Origin of the sequence: Flavobacterium dankookense (assembly GCF_004362665.1) — a bacterium.
Taxonomy (GTDB): Bacteria; Bacteroidota; Bacteroidia; order Flavobacteriales; family Flavobacteriaceae; genus Flavobacterium; species Flavobacterium dankookense.
On record NZ_SNXR01000011.1, the window covers coordinates 377581 to 396133 of the forward strand.

13 protein-coding genes are annotated in these 18553 nt (G+C 32.1%); 8 read left to right on the plus strand and 5 right to left on the minus strand.

All coding sequences use genetic code 11. The features are described from left to right. Nucleotides 1-183: 183 nt before the first annotated feature. Both gyrB and mdh read left to right on the plus strand, forming a co-directional pair. Entirely contained in the window at nt 184-2124 is a 1941-nt protein-coding gene (gene gyrB / locus BC748_RS02940) for a DNA topoisomerase (ATP-hydrolyzing) subunit B (protein WP_133531964.1), read from the plus strand. A gap of 137 nt (nt 2125-2261) precedes the next feature. Next, nucleotides 2262-3197, plus strand: a complete 936-nt coding sequence (gene mdh / locus BC748_RS02945; protein WP_133531965.1) for a malate dehydrogenase — start codon at nt 2262-2264, stop codon at nt 3195-3197. Nucleotides 3198-3304: 107 nt separating this feature from the next. On the opposite strand, the gene BC748_RS02950 is transcribed toward mdh, so the two are convergent. From BC748_RS02950 to BC748_RS02960, 3 genes are all read right to left on the minus strand, one after another. Beyond that, entirely contained in the window at nt 3305-5380 is a 2076-nt protein-coding gene (locus BC748_RS02950; protein ID WP_133531966.1) for a hypothetical protein, read from the minus strand. A gap of 331 nt (nt 5381-5711) precedes the next feature. Continuing rightward, complete coding sequence (locus BC748_RS02955) at nt 5712-6050, minus strand: transcriptional regulator (RefSeq protein WP_133531967.1); 339 nt, start codon at nt 6048-6050, stop codon at nt 5712-5714. 631 nt (nt 6051-6681) lie between these two features. After that, nucleotides 6682-8664, minus strand: coding sequence for a hypothetical protein (locus BC748_RS02960; RefSeq protein WP_133531968.1), 1983 nt, complete (start codon nt 8662-8664; stop codon nt 6682-6684). Nucleotides 8665-9290: 626 nt separating this feature from the next. Here BC748_RS02960 and BC748_RS02965 point away from each other — a divergent pair. The 3 genes from BC748_RS02965 (at nt 9291) to BC748_RS02975 (ending at nt 11971) form a co-directional block, all read left to right on the plus strand. After that, nucleotides 9291-9872, plus strand: coding sequence for a hypothetical protein (locus BC748_RS02965; RefSeq protein ID WP_133531969.1), 582 nt, complete (start codon nt 9291-9293; stop codon nt 9870-9872). Between the two features lie 669 nt (nt 9873-10541). After that, nucleotides 10542-11306 (plus strand): sensor histidine kinase, encoded by a 765-nt coding sequence (locus BC748_RS02970; protein WP_133531970.1) that lies wholly within the window; start codon nt 10542-10544, stop codon nt 11304-11306. Between the two features lie 5 nt (nt 11307-11311). Beyond that, nucleotides 11312-11971, plus strand: a complete 660-nt coding sequence (locus BC748_RS02975; RefSeq protein ID WP_133531971.1) for a response regulator — start codon at nt 11312-11314, stop codon at nt 11969-11971. A gap of 7 nt (nt 11972-11978) precedes the next feature. Here BC748_RS02975 and BC748_RS02980 read toward each other — a convergent pair whose 3' ends face one another. Together BC748_RS02980 and BC748_RS02985 are read right to left on the minus strand one after the other, a co-directional pair. Beyond that, on the minus strand, nt 11979-13121 hold the full coding sequence (locus tag BC748_RS02980; protein ID WP_133531972.1) for a hypothetical protein: 1143 nt from the start codon (nt 13119-13121) through the stop codon (nt 11979-11981). Between the two features lie 3 nt (nt 13122-13124). Beyond that, a complete protein-coding gene (locus BC748_RS02985; RefSeq protein WP_133531973.1) occupies nt 13125-14573 on the minus strand; it encodes an MBOAT family O-acyltransferase in 1449 nt (482 codons plus the stop codon). A 182-nt stretch (nt 14574-14755) separates the two neighbouring features. On the opposite strand from BC748_RS02985, the gene BC748_RS02990 reads away from it, so the two are divergent. From BC748_RS02990 to acs, 3 genes are read left to right on the plus strand one after another with little or no spacing between them, the layout of a single operon-like run. Beyond that, on the plus strand, nt 14756-16294 hold the full coding sequence (locus BC748_RS02990) for an MFS transporter (RefSeq protein ID WP_133531974.1): 1539 nt from the start codon (nt 14756-14758) through the stop codon (nt 16292-16294). Between the two features lie 11 nt (nt 16295-16305). Then, nucleotides 16306-16521, plus strand: coding sequence for a DUF6814 family protein (locus BC748_RS02995; RefSeq protein ID WP_133531975.1), 216 nt, complete (start codon nt 16306-16308; stop codon nt 16519-16521). Nucleotides 16522-16538: 17 nt separating this feature from the next. Further along, nucleotides 16539-18446 carry an acetate--CoA ligase gene (gene acs, locus BC748_RS03000; RefSeq protein WP_133531976.1) on the plus strand — a complete coding sequence of 636 codons (1908 nt, stop codon included), beginning with the start codon at nt 16539-16541 and terminating at the stop codon, nt 18444-18446. Nucleotides 18447-18553: the final 107 nt, after the last annotated feature.

Consider the following 18553-nt stretch of genomic DNA (forward strand, 5'->3'; position numbering starts at 1 on the left):
TAGATTGAAGTTTAGTTTGTTTGTTAAAAACGTTCGTCATTTTTTGGCGGACGTTTTTTGTTGAAATCCTAGTCAAAATGTTAATAACTTAAACGTTTTAGAAGCTATTTTTAAGAAGAAATCCTATGTGTTTTTATATATTTGCGTGTTAGACAAAAAATACAATTTTTACGATAAAATAATATGAGCGACGAGATTAAAAAGAACAATTATTCAGCCGATAGTATTCAGGCGTTAGAAGGAATGGAGCACGTAAGAATGCGTCCTTCCATGTATATTGGCGATACTGGAGTTAGAGGTTTGCATCACTTAGTTTATGAAGTTGTAGATAACTCAATTGATGAAGCATTAGCTGGACATTGTGATACCATTAGCGTAATTATAAACGAAGATAATTCAGTAACCGTTGAAGATAATGGTCGTGGAATTCCAGTTGACATGCACAAAAAAGAAGGCGTGTCAGCATTGGAAGTTGTAATGACTAAAATTGGTGCTGGAGGTAAATTTGATAAAGATTCATACAAAGTTTCCGGAGGTTTGCACGGAGTAGGTGTTTCATGTGTGAACGCACTTTCTGATCATTTGCGTGCTACCGTTTTTCGCGATGGAAAAGTATATGAACAAGAATATGAAAAAGGAAAATCAATGTATCCTGTTAAGCAAATTGGCGAAACAGACAAAAGAGGTACAACGGTAACTTTCAAACCAGACGCTACAATTTTTACACAGACTTTAGAGTATTCTTATGATACTTTAGCTGGTCGTATGCGTGAGCTTTCGTTCTTGAATAAAGGAATTACTATTACATTAACTGATAGAAGACATAAAAAAGAAAACGGCGATTTTGAAGGAGAAGTTTTCCATTCAAAAGAAGGATTGAAAGAATTCGTTCGTTTTCTTGATGGAAACCGTATTCCAATCATTAGCCATGTTATTAGCATGGAAAATGAAAAAGGAGAAATTCCTGTTGAGGTAGCGTTGATTTATAACGAAAGTTATGCTGAAAACATTTTCTCTTATGTGAATAACATCAATACACACGAAGGTGGAACGCACTTGCAAGGTTTCCGTATGGGATTAACACGTACGTTGAAAAAATATGCAGATGCTTCAGGATTATTAGAAAAATTAAAATTCGAAATTTCTGGTGATGATTTCCGTGAAGGATTGACAGCCATTATTTCGGTAAAAGTGCAAGAACCACAGTTTGAAGGACAAACAAAAACTAAACTTGGAAATAGAGAAGTAGTTTCTCCAGTTTCACAAGCTGTTGCAGAAATGTTAGAAAATTATTTGGAGGAAAATCCAAATGATGCTAAAATCATTGTTCAAAAAGTAATCCTTGCAGCTCAAGCACGTCATGCAGCTAAAAAAGCGCGTGAAATGGTGCAACGTAAAACCGTTCTTGGCGGTGGTGGTTTACCAGGGAAATTGTCTGATTGTTCAGAACAAGATCCAGCAAAATGTGAAGTATATCTTGTCGAGGGAGATTCGGCTGGTGGAACAGCAAAACAAGGTCGTGATAGAAACTTTCAAGCGATTTTACCTTTGCGTGGTAAGATTTTGAACGTAGAAAAAGCAATGCACCACAAAGTATTTGAAAACGAAGAAATCCGAAATATATTCACCGCATTAGGCGTTACTATTGGAACAGAAGAAGATTCTAAAGCATTGAATTTAGAAAAACTTCGTTACCATAAAGTAATTATTATGTGTGATGCCGATGTCGATGGTAGTCACATTTCTACTTTGATTTTAACGTTCTTCTTCCGTTTTATGAAAGAATTAATTGAAGGTGGACACGTTTATATTGCTGCACCACCATTATATTTAGTTAAAAAAGGAAACAAAAAAGAATACGCTTGGAACGATGACCAACGCGATGCTGCCAACGAAAGAATGGGTGGAAGCGCAGGAATTCAACGTTATAAAGGTCTTGGAGAAATGAACGCGGAGCAATTGTGGGAAACTACGATGGATCCAAACTTTAGAACTTTACGTCAAGTTACTATTGATAGTTTAGCTGAAGCCGATAGAGTTTTCTCAATGTTGATGGGTGATGAAGTTCCACCACGTAGAGAGTTTATCGAGAAGAATGCGGTTTATGCTAATATTGACGCTTAAGCAGCCACGATAGCAGCGACATCCTTTTTTGCGTCAGTTCGAGTTGGCGAAGCAAGTATCGAGAACAAGCAAAAAAGATATAGCGGATAGCGTGAATTGCTGCCCAAAAAATAAAACAAACAACAAATATTATAAAAATGAAAGTTACAATTGTAGGAGCAGGAAACGTTGGAGCCACTTGTGCTGATGCTATTGCTTATAGAAGAATTGCCAGCGAAATTGTGTTGGTAGATATTAGAGAAGGTTTTGCAGAAGGAAAAGCGTTAGATATTACGCAAACGCAAACCACTTTAGGATTTAATACTAAAGTTGTTGGAAGCACAAACGATTATACAAAAACGGCTGGAAGTGATGTGGTTGTTATTACATCAGGAATTCCAAGAAAGCCAGGAATGACGCGTGAAGAACTAATTGGTATCAACGCTGGAATTGTAAAATCGGTTGCTGAAAATTTATTGCAACATTCTCCAAACGCTATTTTTGTGATTGTATCAAATCCTATGGATACAATGACTTATTTGGCATTCAAATCATTAGGATTGCCTAAAAATAGAATTATTGGAATGGGTGGAACTTTAGACAGTTCACGTTTCAAAACGTATTTGTCATTAGCCTTAGACAAACCTGCAAATGATATTTCAGGAATGGTAATTGGTGGTCATGGTGATACAACAATGATTCCATTGACGAGATTGGCTTCTTATAATGGTGTTCCAGTTTCTCAATTTTTATCAGAAGATGCATTAGCAAAAGTAGCTGCTGATACTATGGTTGGTGGAGCAACTTTAACAGGATTGTTAGGAACTTCGGCTTGGTATGCGCCAGGAGCAAGTGTTTCCTATTTGGTAGATGCTATCTTGAACGACCAAAAGAAAATGATTCCTTGTTCGGTTTATTTAGAAGGTGAATATGGTCAAAGCGATATTTGTATCGGTGTTCCATGTATCATCGGTAAAAATGGAGTAGAACAAATCGTTGACATTAATTTAAATGATGCTGAAAAAGCGTTGTTTGCTAAAAGTGCTGATGCAGTTAGAAGCATGAACAACGATTTAGGTTCGCATTTAGCATAATATTTTTTTAGATTTACATTTATAGAAAGAGATTGTAGCTTGGCTGCAATCTCTTTTTTTTAATAAAAAACCCAAGCTTTTGGCTTGGGTTGGGGAATTGTTTGGTATTATTTTACAATTGTATAATTACTTTTTTGATTATTTGTTAAGTTATAAGTTAATCCAACAAACCAACCTTGTCTAAATGCTGGTTCAGTTTCGAAACTGTCAGGCAGTGTTCCTACGGGATAATCTTTATTGATACTAAACTCCGATTTTAAATATTGCACTTTTTTTAAAGCAGGACCAACTGTTATAATTATTTTTTCAGTTTTTCCAATAAGTACACTTATTCCGGGATATAGTGAATTTAGATCAAGTTCTGTTGTGCTTATAGAAGCACCAACAGTAAGACCAAATGAAACTAATTTGTGACTTCGCAAACTAACATGAAGCATTGCTCCAATTGAAGGTAAATATTGGTTAGTGTTTTTCTTTTCAATAATTCTTTCTAGATTAGTTGTATTATCTAATTGTTTTGTAAAACTATAATCATTAATTCCCAATCCTAAAACTAGACCAGTACTAAAATCATATCGAACACCACCTTTAGTATATTCTTTGTAACTAAATTTCCGCTCGTTATTATAGTCTAACCCCTTTTTTGTTTTTATATCTATATCAAAAATTACTAAATCTTTATTTGGTTGAATAGGTGCCGATGTTATTCTATAAGTTTCAGGATTTTGTAAATACTGTATCCAAGTTATCATGTTTACAATTATTTGTTTTGGATTTTGTTTAGATAACTCAATATCATTTTTCTTTACATTATCATTCATTGCATCCATTGATTTAATTGCCGCTTTATAATCTTCAAGAGTAATTACAGATAATATTTCATAATCATTTTTAAGTTTTGAATAAGTTTCTTTAAATAGCAATACATTATTTTGATATTTTGAAATCAACGCTTTTTGAGAATTTATTTTAGTATTACTTGTATAATCACTTATAGAGTCTCTAGCTATTTTATTGAAGTCATCAACAGAGTAAATTTGTGGATTTCTTGCTATTGAAATTAATATATTGTTATTTGTAATAATTTCATTTATATCTCTTATCGAAGATGAAATAGTATTAAATACAGCATATAACTTTTGATATTCTTTATCAAACTCAATGAATTTTTTTACTTTCTCATCAATATTTTTTAACTCACTTTCGTTTTTTAAAAAATCAGTTTTTAGTTGTTGTAATTTTTTTTCTTCTGTATCAAGAGACTTGGTTTTTTTTTCTAATTCGTCTGTCAAATTTTTTTTATCGCTTGAAGTATCATTTTTTATTATTACTTCTTGCTGAGAGATTTCATTTTTTATTTTTTCAATTTCAATATTACTATCATTAAGCTGACCTAAAAGTGATTTCTTTATATCTAAAAGAGTATTAAACTTTAGTTTATTATCAGGACTTAATTTAATATTTTTAGTTTCAACTTCTCCAATAGCTATCGACTCGGCCTCTATAGTTTCAATTGTATTCTTTTTTTCTGTATTTCCGGGTGCTGTTTTGTCATTTTGATTTTCTTCAACTCCTTTAGTTAATGTAGAGTCCCTTGAAGAAATTTTTATATCATATGCAATTCTATTGATATTATCAATTTTAAAAACAACAGGGTGGTTATTTTTTGGGCTCAAAAGATTTCTATCATATACTTTTGTTTTGAAATTATATATTATTTCATAGGTATTGGTAATTCCAGAAGTTTTTTGATTTATAGTTACTGGATCTGTGTTATTGAAATTATATAATTTGGGCTTAGTTGTTTTCTTAAAAATGCCTAATGTTCTTTTAGGTTTACTTATCAGAGCAATACTTAATTTGTTGTACATACTAACTCCTTTGTTATAAAATGTATCATCTTTATCAAGTTCAATACTTGGAGAATTCTTTTTAAGTAACATTTCAAGTGTTTTGATAAAGGTTTCTTCATCTATAGAATTAGTTAAAGTGATACTTTCTTGACATTCTGTCGAGCTTTTACAAACTTCTAAAACAAAACTTTTATTTTCTTCATCAGTTTTAATATTAACTAAGTAGGTAATATTATCATAACTCAAATTGTCTAATATTTTTGTTTCCTGAGCATTGGAAATAAAACTCATGATGTAGAGCATCAGCAATAGTAATAATTTTGTTCTCATAATAGATATGTTTTATAGTTTGACATATCAAATCTACACCAACCCAAAAAACCATCCTATAGGGATAACCCTAATTCGTATTAGGATTTTCCCTAATGGTTGATTAGGTAAAACCCTAATTTTGAATAGGTAAAACCCTAATTGAAAAGTAATTGTTGTTTGTTTTTAAGCCTTCGCAGGGATACCAAAAAAGCGTTGTCTTTTGGATTTTCAATTATTTTGTGAAAGTCTTTTCTCTTCCAAGATGTTTTCAGTTTCAACTACATCCCGTGAAATGGATTTTTATAGTAGTATTTATGAGCTAATTCGATGTTATAATCACTTCTAACTTCTAACCTCTAGCCGCCGAAATCTCTTTATACACTTCCACTTGCGTTTTTAGTTTTTCGATTTCGGCTTCTTTTTCCAGCAGTTGGGCTTTGAGTTCTTTTTCTGCTTTGGTTTCATAGGCAATGCCGAGTTCTTCGCCTAGCTGCATTAAAAAATTGTGCTTCACCGCAAGGCTAATCCGCCACAAGATGCTGAATTGAAAACTTTTTTGCTTGAAATATTGGTTGAGTGTATTGGGCTGTATGTTCAAATAGTCCGACACACTTTTTTTCTTGATTTTGTTTTGTTCAATGTGCCATTGGATGTAATTTCCAAGGTCATTCGGATCGTTATCGCGCATTTTTTGGTACCGTTTACTTGTATCTATCATAACTTATTGTGCTTTAATTACTACAAATGTAATAAATAAAGTAATTACTTATGTTTAATGCTAAATAAAGTTGAGCATAAAGCTAAACTAAGTTGAGCATAAGGCTAAACTGAGTTGCGCATAAGGCTGTACTAAGTTGCGCATAAGGCTGTACTAAGTTGAGCAAAAGGCTGTACTAAGTTGAGTATAAGGCTAAACTAAGTTGGGTATAAGGCTGTACTAAGTTGAGCATAAGGCTAAACTAAGTTGAGCATAAGGCTAAACAAAGTATAGTATAAGGCTAAACAAAGTATAGTATAAGGCTAAACTAAGGTATGCTTTATACTACTGTTTGTTATGCTTTATACTACTGTTTGTTATGCCTTATACTATTGTTTTTAATTTTCAATATTGAAAATGAAGGAGTTATAAAACGCCTTTTTTACCTATACAAAACAATGTTTTGCTGGTTTTTCTGCTTGTGGGAGTAAGTTGCAGACAAAAAAAAACCTTTGCTACCGTTTTAAAGGTTGGCAAAGGTTGGGGTTTTGTGGTGATGTTTTTTATTGGGTTTTGTTTGTGGGTTGGGATTGGAAATCCTCCCTATCGGGTTAATCCGTAGTTAGCCGTTCAACCGTTTAAATTCATTTTCAATTTGTGCAATATATAAATCATCTTCTATTTTTAAAAGAACCAAAACAAGTAATTTTAAATATGTAAAATAAGCAAAATCATGTTTGTGATTTTCTTCTGGATTAGCTTGTGTTCCATGTAGATAACTATTTCTTAAATCTAGCCCATTAGTGAACTCACTTTTGTTTAAAAAATAGTTTAAATAACTTTGTTCTGGTGTCGAAAATAGAGAACTGCTGAATCTAACTATACTTTCAAAAGCCATATTTTCTGATTCATTTTTAAAATTGTCTGGATAATGATAATATGCACCGACTTCATTATCATATAAATCTTTGAGAATAAGTACTCGTTCAAAATTAGTAATGTTTATGTAGCCATAGTCGTCAAGATTAATAAGTTTTTTATCTATCAAATAATTTATATTGTGGATTTGATAATCTTCATAGTTTTTAATGTTTACATCTTCATTTGCTAATAAATCAAAAAAACATTTATAATGTTTCTCTTTGTGTGGATTAACGTACGCAAGCATAGTTTGATCTGAAAAAAATAAATTAGAACATCCAAGGAACTCTATATTTTCATTGTTGAAGTAGATATATTTTTTTTCATTTAAACTTGGAATGTCTTTTATAGAAGTTGGCGAGGAAGAAATTTGCAATAGCTCGAAGTCTATAAATCCATCTTCGATAAAAAGTTTATATTGTTTCAAAACTGATTCAAATTCTGGGGCCAGTAATCTTACTTTTTCAAAACTTGTAGTTTCTTTCGATGGCATCAATATTCTAGAATTACTCGCAAAATTGTATTTCTCGTGAAAAAATGAAGTAAAAATTTCTTGCAATATATTCTCTAATGTGTTACCTAATTCATTTTTTAAGACTTGTTCATACGCAACTATATGTGCATGAGAAGCCATTTCTGAAAATTTAAAACCAAAACTAATCAAATATTCATTCTGAGATTTTAGTCCTATGACTCTCTCCATAACACCCAAAGAATTCTTTTTGCTGATTAGTTCAATTCGATTTTGTTCATCTACATATTCAAATAAAATTCGAAAATTTTGAAATAAGATGTAAGAGTCGTTGTTTTGCTTTATATAGTCAAAACTATATATAAAACTTGCTTTTCCATCATTCATTTTGGTATCCTTAACAGTTTTTGCGTCTCGTTTGAAACTTACAGAAACTCCAAATTTTAAAAATGAGTCATCTTTTCTGTCTTTAAATATTTTATCAGTCTCTTCTTGGAATACGCGTTTAGCTTTTAATCTTATTCTATCAGATATAAAAAAATCAACTCTGTTTCTTATATTTTGAATTATTTCAATATAGTTTATGTTCTTACAGTTAGAATCAAGATATTTTTTGATAATATTTTCTTTGTCTGTATTATTTAGGTTTTTGGGTAAAAACATTTCTTTGTTCCTAAATTCATTTTTGATTTCGTAAATAGAAAGTATTATTTCAGCACTTTTTGAATAATCTAAAAGAAAACTTCTTATCACTGCTTTGAAATGTTCGACTAGTTTTTTATGGATTAGTATACTTTGTATATAATGAGAATCAATTGTGAGGATATAAGAAAAATTTTCAGCACTTATTTTTTTATAAACTCCTTGATTACTTATTAATTCCCAGAAAGTACTAATATAACCTCCAAGTAAGTCATTGTAGAAAACTATAATATTATCGTCATTAATTTTTGATAAAAATCTTCCTATAATATTACCAAAAGTTGAAACTTTATTTTTAAAATCAATGAATTCATTATCGCTCCATTTATTAAGTCTTAATTCACAATCAAAGAATTTTTTAATATTATATAACTCAATTACATCATTTATGTCTGTGTAGTTTTGAAGTAGATCATTTTTTAAAATATGCTCAGCTTTAGATAATTGATGACCAGCACCCATATCTTCTATTGAGTAAAATTCTACTCTATTATGGTCATAATTTCTCATGTGTTTATTTTAGGCTGAAGGCTATCTCGTTAATATGTTTATAAAATTACTTGATTATATTCGGAAGTGTCACATACTCCGCAAAATCTCCCAACTTTAACGCATTTCTACTCTCCAAATATAAATTTAATTACAATTCTATATCTCCGTATTTCTACGTAATTTTTACAAACCTAAAATAAATAAAGCAGACCATTTTACGGGTTTCCGTAATTAGAGTAATTTTTTTTAAGAGAAAAAAACCCAAGCTGTTACGCTTGGGTTCTAACTAGTACAAAGATTTCCAAAAACCAAACTAACTAGCTTTTGCCGTTGAGGAGTAAACCAACTAACTCTTTTAATCCACAATTTTAAAAGAAAAACCATCAACGTTAATTTCTATAGTCCAAAATTACGCAAGCCACAATTCCTCACAATAGGGAAAACCCTAATTCGTATTAGGAAAAACCCTAATTGAGTAAATTTGTTGAAAATAAGCACGTTGCATTCAAAAAAGTGCTACATTAGCCCTAAACACGCCAATTAGGAAAAACCCTAATTGGAATTAGGGTTTTCCCTATTGACCGGTATAAATAAATCCCTAAACTTTGTGCCAAACAAAACAATAACCAATAAAACCAATAGCAATGAAAAAATGTTTAGCACTAGTACTTTTGATAGTAGCGATGTCATCCTGCAATCAAGCAAAGCATGGACAATCAATGTCGGATGAAGATGGCACAGCAGTAGATTCTGCCGCCGCAGATTGTTTAACCCTAAAAAAGTATAACCAACAAACGTCGCTAGAAGACAAAGCACAATGGCTTCGCGACTATGGTAAAGCTGTTTGCGAGGACACATTGCATGCTGCCATCCTCAAAGACCATTCGGTGAGAGCTAGTGATGTGACGTTTTCTACTGGTGTGCCATTCAAAATCAAATGGGAAGATCTTGATGCTTTCTTAGACCAAAATTTCTACAACGCTTATGTGAGTTTTGATATTTATAAAACAAACATAACAGGCATAAAACTAATACCAACCTTCACGACAAGCTATCCGTGTTATTCTGTTCCGTTTTTTAAAGTTATAGCCGCCGAAAACAAATTAAAACCAACAAGCGAGATAGAATTCAAATTTGGAAAAATAGCAACAAACGATAGAGTAATAGTAATAGTAAACAACGATATGGGAACTGCATATTATGATTATTCTAACGATCCGAAGTAAACAAAAATAGCCAATAGAATACCAGTCAATGAGTGCGAATATTTATGATTATATAAATCCAATAAAAGTAAGTGTAGTTATAACGTTGCTTTTTGCTATCTATAGTCTATCGTTCAAAACACGATTGCACCGATTTTTACTTTTGATACTGATAATATGTTTCAGTACAGAATTGACGAATTCTATTCTTATTTATCATGGCATATCAATACGAATATTAAATTCAATAAGTATGGTGTTTCATCATCTGCTATGGCTATTAGTACTCCGAGAAAATATATCGCCAAAAAAAACACTAACACTGTTCACGATAATATTTGTCTTGTTCTCTATCTTGAATTTTTTCTTTATTGAAACTACAACTAGCTACAATTATTACACTTTTACGCTAGGCGCTTTTTTCTACGTAGTCTTTTTTATTTATGAAAGTTTCCATCAACTGGAAAAAGAAAACCTGCCGTTCTTTATTTCGAATAATTTTATACTAACAACCGCACCATTGCTCTTTTTCTTCGGAATGAGTTTGCTCTTTGGCTTTAAAAACAAATCAATCACTTCTACTATTGTTTTCAATAGTATGACGCTTTATAATTTTATAATCAATCTTGTCTGTTTAGTTTATTATACCCTATTAAACATCTACATATACAGAGAAAAAACAATCAAAAAATGAATACCATCGTAATAGGAATAATCATTGGAACACTATTTATCAGTTTGTTACTGCTATTTTTTGTGGTTTTAATCAAATTATATTTTACTAAAATTAAAAACTATACCCAGAAACTGTATCAAAAAGATATTGATTTTCAAAAGTCACTAACAGAAACCATTGTTGAAACCCAAGAACAGGTTTTAAACAACATCTCGCAAGACCTTCACGACGATGCTGGGCAACAATTGACCTACATTAACTTTCAGATAGAAAACCTAAAGTTTGACTCGCCCGAGTTGCAACAACAATTAGAGCCTATCTCGCAATCTATCAGTAATTTATCCCAGTCTATTAGAAGTATTAGTCATTCACTTAATCACCAACTACTATTGCAACAAGATTTGCTAAAGGCTATTCAAACTGAAGTCGAACGAATGCAAAAAAACGATTTGGTGAAGTTCCATCTCGAACTAGACAATAGTGGAAACAAAAAATTCTCAACTAATGAAAAAATAGTAATTTATCGTATCTTTCAAGAGATAATAAACAACGCCTTCAAACATTCGAAAGCGAAGAACATTAGAATAGAAATTAAAACAAAACCCCATTTCTTCATGGAAATAACCGACGACGGAAAAGGTTTTGATGTTTCTAAAAAAGGACAAACATTAGGTTTACAAAACCTAAAGGCGAGAGCCAAACTAATAGAGTATGATATAACCATTCAATCAGCAATTAACCACGGAACAACGATAACATTAACTCAAAACCAACCCTAAAAACTATGGAACAAACGACCATTTGCATCATTGATGACCATGCCATCGTAAGACAAGGATTGAAAGGTTTACTAGAAAAGATTGGAGACTACAAAGTCATAAAAGAGTTTGACAACGGTGATGATTTTCTTGCCGCATTACCGCTATCACCAGCACCTGATATTTATATTCTGGATTATTCCATGCCACACAAGAATGGAGTAGAAGTGCTCCAAGCGTTAGAGCAAAAGCAAGAGCAACTAAAAGTCTTGTTGCTAACCCAACATTTTGATGAACAAATAATAAACCAAGCCTACCATCATGGCGCAAGAGGATTTTTGCACAAAAACTGTTCTGCCCACGATTTAAAATTTGCCATTGACAGCATCATTAAAGTGGGTTATTATAACGTTGCCGAAATACTGAAACGAGTTAGGAATTTAGACCCATCAACTCTCGAAATAAAGCAGGTTGATTTAACGATGTCCGAAAGGGAATTACAATTTCTAAAACTTGTTTGTAACGAAAACGAACTAACCTATGAACAAATGGCGGAAGAAATGGGTTTGTCTGTAAAATCAATTGATGTTTACCGAACCGCATTATTCGACCGATATGGAATTAAATCAAAAGTAGGTTTAGTGCTTTTCTCTTTTAAATACAAGCTGACAGAACCTTTTTTATAATAAAAACTTAATCTGTTTTTTCATCATCATAGACAACGTAGTTGTTTTTTCTATTGGCTAAATCAGTTTTTAAACGCTCTAAAGAGGTAACTTTATTTAAAACAGAACCTGAGTTTAGCATTGAAATAAGCATTCTTTGATAGGTAGTTTCACTTCCGTGAAAACCATCGATGGTTTCATTGTCATTAGAATTGCATAACGACATTTTTGAAAAATCATACACTTCAAAATTATAGTTGTCAAAGAAGGGTTTTATCTTTTTGTGCATATTTTTCAGATAACCATAATTAGTACTGGTTTCCATTCTGTCGTAAACTTTATCCGCAAACGGTGGAAGGAAAGCAATTACTTTGATTTTATTTTCTTGGCAGAATTTTAATAATTCGTTTAACTCCACAAACGCTCTTTCGTTTATAGAATCACCATATTCAAAACGACTACTTCCTTTTCTAATTCGAATAAAGGTTTCAGCATAATTAAAATCTTCAGCCTCAGGATTTTTATCAATTAGATTTTTGATTTGTTTGCCATAAAACATGCTGCCATCATTTCTAAAACCAGTGTTATTTCGCTTTGCATTCATTCCAATCTTTCTGTAAGGACTAGCGGTTTCAATTGTATTTTCTGAATTTTTACTATTGTTGAATGCTTCTGAATAAATTGTATTGTATGTTGGAACTATTTTTGGAAAAAACGTAAAGCTCTTTTCCCAAACGGTAGAAGACGCTTTTGTTCTTAAATCGTCAAACGCTTCATTAAACATCCATTGATCAAGATTGATAATCATATAATCGGGATATTTAGATTTAGGAATGCTATTTAAAAAAGGTCTAAAATCATTTATCTTGCCTAAGGTGTAACCTGCATTGTAAAACGATTTGTCAAACATATTCTCTCTAAATTGTAAAACTCTTGATGAACCCAAAGCCCAAACAGTTTTTTTTTCGTTATCGTTGAGGTATCTCCATTTGATATAGCCATAGTTGTTTTCGTTATAATTATATCCAAAAAGATATTTTTCTTTGCTTGAAATAGTGGCATCAATTTGATGGAAATTTTCTTCAGATTTCCATAAAACATAAGATGGATAGACCAAGTAAACTAGCAATGGACTACTGAAAACCAACAGTTGAAATAAAAATTTCTTCATGGATTAAAATTGAAAATAAATAAATTGTTGTTCTTTACCTGTGAAATAGAAGATAGCTATAATAATGGTGTAATACATTGCCCATCGTACAGGTTTATACCAAGTTGTGCCAATTTTTGCTATGGCAAATTGTTCTTCTCTTCCAATCCATTCAATGATTATAAACGCTATAGTAAGTAAAATAATAGGTACCGATTTTCCAATTTTCGGAAAATCAGGAATAGTAAACAGCGATTGAGAAAATATTTCAGAAATATAACTGAAAGCATGGCTAACATCAGTAGCACGGAAGAATATCCAAGCAAAAACAGTTAAACTAAAGGTAATAGCTATTGCAAAAAAATCTTTAACTGATGGTAAATATTTTCCTTTGGCTACAATCTCCATGTTATTTCTATTGGTATTAAAAATAATAGATGGCATTATAAAAAGAGCATTTAGAAATCCCCAAACAATGAAAGTCCAGTTAGCACCATGCCAAAAACCACTAACTATAAAGATAATAAATGTGTTGCGCACTTTTAACCAAAGTCCACCTTTGCTTCCGCCAAGAGGAATATATAAATAATCTTTGAACCAAGAGGATAACGATATGTGCCAACGTCGCCAAAATTCGGCAATATCTCTAGAAAAATAAGGGAAAGCAAAGTTTCTCAGCAGGTCAATGCCAAATAATCGAGCAGTTCCTAGAGCAATATCAGAGTAACCCGAGAAGTCACAATAAATTTGGAATGTAAAAAATAATGCGCCAAGAACTAAAGTACTTCCTGAATACTCCTCTGAATTATTGAAAATTATATTAGCAAATTCGGCACAATTATCGGCAATGACAATTTTCTTAAATAAACCCCACAATATTTGGCGCAGACCGTCAATTGCTTTAGAGTAATTAAATTCTCTTTTCTTTAGAATTTGCGGTAATAAATGAGTCGCTCTTTCAATTGGTCCTGCAACAAGAAGCGGAAAGAAACTAACAAAAACAGAATAGGCAATAATATTTCTTTCAGGTTTTATCCTATCTTTATAAATATCAATAACATAGGACAATCCATGGAAAGTATAAAATGATATTCCAACAGGTAAAATTATTTCGAGAGTTCCAAGATTTGCTTTCAATCCTAATAATGATAAACCTTCAGAAAACGACTCGGCAAAAAAGTTATAGTATTTAAAAACGCCAAGAAATCCTAGGTTGATACCAATACTAATCCAAAGCCAAATGAGTTTCATTCGCTGGCTTATAGCTTCGTGAATTTTTATACCAGTATAATAATCCAATAAAGTTGAAAAAATCAATAAGAACATAAAACGCCAATCCCAACAGGCATAAAAAAAGTAGCTAGAAACTAGTAGTAGAATGTTTTGCAGGCGTAAATTTTTCTTAGTTGCAAACCAATATAATAGAAATACTATCGGTAAGAATAAGGCAAAGTTTATGGAGTTGAAAAGCATGTTTTAGGCTGTTTTATTACTCTTTTCTTTTTAATTGTTATTTGAATAAAAACATAATTGAAAAAGGTTTAAATATAATTACTTTATCCAATAAGTAAATAACTTGTGTATTTTTTTTTAATCATACATCATTATATCATATAAATAGATATTTTTATGGTTTAATATAAATCAAATACCTAATGAGTCAAACATCAAAAAAAGGGATATGGAAAGTAATTTCAGCATCCTCAATGGGAACAATGATTGAATGGTATGACTTTTACATTTTTGGAAGTTTAGCTGTTGTTCTTTCTACTAAATTTTTTCCAACGGATAATCCAACGGCAGCATTTTTATCAACGCTAGCCACTTTTGCTGCTGGTTTTGTTGTTCGACCATTTGGAGCATTATTTTTTGGAAGGCTTGGCGATTTGATTGGTAGAAAATATACTTTCATGGTTACATTAATGCTAATGGGTGGAGCAACTTTTGTTATTGGTTGTATTCCAAGTTATGAAACCATTGGTTTTGCCGCGCCAGTTTTGGTTTTAATCCTCAGATTATTACAAGGTTTAGCGCTTGGAGGCGAATATGGTGGTGCAGCAACTTACGTAGCCGAACATGCTCCAAAAGGCGAAAAAGGCTATTGGACTTCTTGGATACAAACAACGGCTACAGTTGGACTATTTATTTCGTTGATGGTAATTTTAATCACTAAAAGTCTATTGTCTAAAGAAGCCTTTGATGAATGGGGTTGGCGTGTTCCGTTTTGGGTATCTATCTTGATGGTTTATGTTTCTTATTTGATTAGAAAAAATATGGATGAATCGCCTGTTTTTGCTAAAGCTAAAGCAGAAGGTAAAACAGCGACTAATCCATTAAAAGAAAGTTTTGGAAATAAATACAATTTAAAGTTTGTGCTTTTAGCTTTATTTGGAGCAACGATGGGACAAGGAGTTGTTTGGTACACAGGACAATTTTACGCCATGAATTTCTTGAAAACCGTTCAAAATATAGATTCTTCGCAAGTGGATATGTTATTGGGTATTGCATTGATTTTAGGAACGCCTTTCTTTGTAGTTTTTGGTTGGTTGAGCGATAAAATTGGTAGAAAATCAATCATGATGACAGGAATGTTGTTGGCTATTTTGCTCTACAGACCTATTTATCGTGCTATGTATAATTCTACAGATTTAGCTAATAAAGTAGAAATTGTTGAGCAAACAAAAGTTGTTCCTAGTCTGAAAGAGATTGATGCTGGCAAATTAGATTCTATTTATACAACAACTAAAATATATACTGATGGAACAGCAGTTGAAGAAATAAAAACACTGCATTTTCAAAATGGTAAAATAATGCTGGATGATAGGGGAAAGGATAAAATAGAAACTAAAGTAACTAAGACAATCAATAGTTCGGATAAATGGTTTTTAGTTTTTATGGTATTTATACAGGTGATTTTTGTTACCATGGTTTATGGACCAATCGCAGCTTTCCTTGTAGAAATGTTCCCCGTAAAAATCAGATATACATCAATGTCGTTGCCTTATCACGTAGGAAATGGAATCTTTGGTGGTTTACTTCCAGCTATCTCAACTTATTTTGTAACTAGTGCTAAAGACAATGGAACACCAGAGTATTACCTCGAAGGATTATGGTATCCAATTGGGATTGCAGCACTCTGTTTTGTAATCGGAATGATATACATCGATAGAAAAATTAATACACTACACGACTAAAAAATAAAACTATGAACGCATTAAAAAAATATTTAGGAATAGTTTGGATGGCAGTAGCCATTGCCATTGGATTTTATACCATTCAAATATTTGGTAATAAATTATATTCCGATAAACAAGAAGATTTAGTGTTTGGTATCATTGTTTTCTTTATACTTTTACCAATGGTGGTAACAGGTTTAACTATCTTTGGATGGTATGCCATTACAAACGAATACGAAGATTAATTATAAATCAAAAAAAAATGAGCTATTACAAAATATTGAATTTGGAGCATTATTTTAAAATGTACAAAAAATCGGTGCGTGAACCAAGAAAATTTTGGGATAAGATAGCCGATGAACATTTTACTTGGTATCAAAAATGGGAAAAAGTATTTGATTTTGATTTTCAAGAGGCTAAATTCCGATGGTTTATTGATGCAAAAGTGAACATCACTAAAAACTGTATCGACCGACATTTAGCTAGAAGAGGCGATAAAACGGCTATCATTTTTGAACCAAATAATCCAAACGAAGCTGCATTGCACATAACTTACAACGAACTTTATGACAGAGTTGCACGAATGGCAAATGTTCTTAGAGATGAAGGTGTAAAAAAAGGCGATAGGGTTTGTATTTATCTTCCCATGATTCCTGAATTGGCAGTAGCTGTTTTAGCTTGCGCTCGAATTGGTGCTGTTCACTCTGTAGTTTTTGCTGGATTTTCCGCATCAGCAGTTGCCGCAAGAATTAACGATTGCGAATGTAAAATGGTCATTACTTCTGATGGCGGTTTTAGAGGTGATAAAACCATAAATTTAAAAGGAATCGTAGATGAAGCTTTGGAAAAATGTCCAACTATTGAAAAAGTATTAGTTGTAAAAAGAACTAACACCGAAGTTACTATGAAATCAGGTCGTGATTTCTGGCTTCAACCATTATTAGATGACGCAATACCTAATAATGTTGCTGAGATTATGGACGCAGAAGATCCGTTGTTTATTCTTTATACTTCTGGCTCAACAGGAAAACCAAAAGGAATGCTTCATACTATTGCTGGCTACATGGTTTATACTGCTTACACTTTTAAGAATGTTTTTAACTATGAAGAGAATGATATTTTTTGGTGTACTGCCGATATTGGTTGGATAACAGGACATTCTTATATACTTTATGGACCATTACTAAACGGAGCTACAACTGTTATTTTTGAAGGCGTTCCTTCTTATCCAGATTTTAGTCGTTTTTGGGAAGTAATCGAAAAGCACAAAATCACTCAATTTTATACAGCGCCAACAGCTATTCGTTCGCTTGCTAAAGAAAGTATTGATTTCGTTCAACCATTTCCGTTGAAATCGTTAAAAGTAATAGGTTCTGTTGGTGAACCAATAAATGAAGAAGCTTGGCATTGGTATAATGATCACGTTGGAGGAAAACGTTGTCCACTAGTTGATACTTGGTGGCAAACGGAAACTGGCGGAATTATGCTTTCACCAATTGCATTTGTAACTCCAACAAAACCGACTTATGCTTCATTGCCATTGCCAGGAGTTCAGCCAGTTTTGATGGACGAATTACGAAACGAAATCGAGGGAAATCAAGTAACAGGAAGTTTATGTATTAAGTTTCCTTGGCCAAGTATGGCAAGAACAATTTGGGGCGATCATCAACGATTTAAAGAAACTTATTTTACAGCATTTCCGGGAAAATATTTTACTGGTGATGGTGCTTTGCGCGATGAAGTTGGTTACTACAGAATTACAGGTCGAGTAGATGACGTTGTTATAGTTTCTGGTCATAATCTAGGAACGGCACCAATTGAAGATGCTATCAACGAACATCCAGCTATTGCAGAAAGTGCCATTGTAGGTTTTCCTCATAATATTAAAGGAAATGCTTTGTATGGATATGTTATCCTAAAAGAAATAGGTGAAAGCAGAAACCAAGAAAATTTACGTAAAGAAATCAATCAATTAATTTCGGATCAAATTGGACCAATTGCCAAATTAGATAAAATACAATTTGTTTCTGGTTTGCCTAAAACTCGATCTGGAAAAATTATGCGTAGAATTCTTCGCAAAATCGCTGAAGGAGATTATTCCAATTTTGGCGATATTTCCACATTATTAAATCCAGAAATTGTAGAGGAAATAAAACAGGGAAAGATTTAGAGAAGTACAGATAAAAAATCCAATTCATTGAATTGGATTTTTTATTTAATCACTTTAACAGAATTATATAACATTTATTAGGTTCATTTCATTAAATTTACTTTGTT